Origin of the sequence: Desulfamplus magnetovallimortis, from assembly GCF_900170035.1 — a bacterium.
GTDB classification, from domain to species: Bacteria; Desulfobacterota; Desulfobacteria; order Desulfobacterales; family Desulfobacteraceae; genus Desulfamplus; species Desulfamplus magnetovallimortis.
The window spans coordinates 211507-212903 of record NZ_LT828549.1 but is presented as its reverse complement, the minus strand read 5'-3'; the positions used below and the strand labels follow the sequence as shown (position 1 = coordinate 212903).

The 1397-nt window shown below is 41.9% G+C and carries 1 protein-coding gene; it reads right to left on the bottom strand.

Annotated features, from left to right (window positions below; all coding sequences use genetic code 11):
* Positions 1-234: 234 nt before the first annotated feature.
* Positions 235-1197 carry an Rpn family recombination-promoting nuclease/putative transposase gene (locus MTBBW1_RS16880; RefSeq protein ID WP_080805104.1) on the bottom strand — a complete coding sequence of 321 codons (963 nt, stop codon included), beginning with the start codon at positions 1195-1197 and terminating at the stop codon, positions 235-237.
* Positions 1198-1397: the final 200 nt, after the last annotated feature.

Sequence of the window (1397 nt, the reverse complement as noted above, 5' to 3'; positions counted from 1 at the left end):
GGATCAAGGGGCTCTCTGTTGTCCTGAATGGTTCCAAGGAAATAGCTCCACTTTTCAAGCTCAGTTGCAACTTTCAAATCCCCTCTATCACCGCATTGATCAGGGAAATCAACGGGCCGGTATGTTCCTGACGACCAAAAAACCATTTAAAGACAATGTCATTGTACAGTTTTATTGTCACTATGGAATGTCGTCTATACTTCATCTTTTGCAGAGCCGATAATGATGATGCTCTTATTGATCATCCCCATCCATCAACAGATGCAATGGGATATCTATGGTTTCATTATTCAATATCTTTCTAACCGATGCAACGTCGAGGTTGGCTATCTGTGCAATTATTTCTTCAGATAGTCCTTTTTTTTCGGCATTACGGACCAGAGAAACCATCATATTATAGCCTTTCTGGATACCCTTCCGGATACCCTTCTGAAGGCCTTCCTCTCTAAGTCTTTCTGCAGTTGTCATGGCAAGTTCTCCCCCTTTTTCTGTTATACAGGTAATGGATTTGACAAGCATATCTGTCTCGATCTCGGTTACCTGTAAAATATAATTTATCACTGATTCCAGAAATTTCAATCCCTGCTCTTCTTTAAAAAAAGAACATCCAAGTTCTAAAAATTGAACCAGATGACGGGTCAGCTCTTCCTGATCATAAATATTTTTCATGATCAGCAGCGCAATCCGAAGGGATGCCAATGAAAATATGCTTTTTTTAATGAACTCGTTGGAGTAGGCAGAAAGATCCACAAATACATATTCAAAATCAGGAACAAATGATTTGACGGAATCCGGAAGGTCTTTGAATCGTGAGCGCAATGTTCCAGGGTTCCAGGCAGCCTTTCCGTGATACAGCACAACCGGGATCATCGGCATCCTCGGCTCTTTTTGTTTGATGCTGTTTTCCCAGAGGTTACTCATATAGCGGTGAAGTTGAAACGGCAAATTGATGTCCGGTGAACTTTTATGTTCAAACAACAACGCAATTTTAAGGGGCGTTCCGTAAAATTGACAGGAGTACACCGTATCTGAAAAATGTTCTGCCAGGGTAGCGTCAACATGGGAGCCTTTTTCAAGGGCAAAGGTCGCATAATCGATACCACGGATCACTTCGGATGGAAGCGTGTGCTGAACAAAGTCAACCGCATGTTCACGGATCGAAAAGGTCTGCTTGAAAAATAGATCATGGTATCCCAATTTGCCGTCTCCTTATCAAAGTGCTATTACCATCTATCACCGCATTGAGCAGGAAAATCAACGGGCCGATGTCGCTCATGTTCTGATCGAATTCCTTTGAATTGATCTCTTTACAGCTATCTGTCATATCCTCCATGTGCTGCTCTTTGAATTGATTATCTTCTAAAAGCCGACACCTATGATCTTGTAAGCCTTGTCAA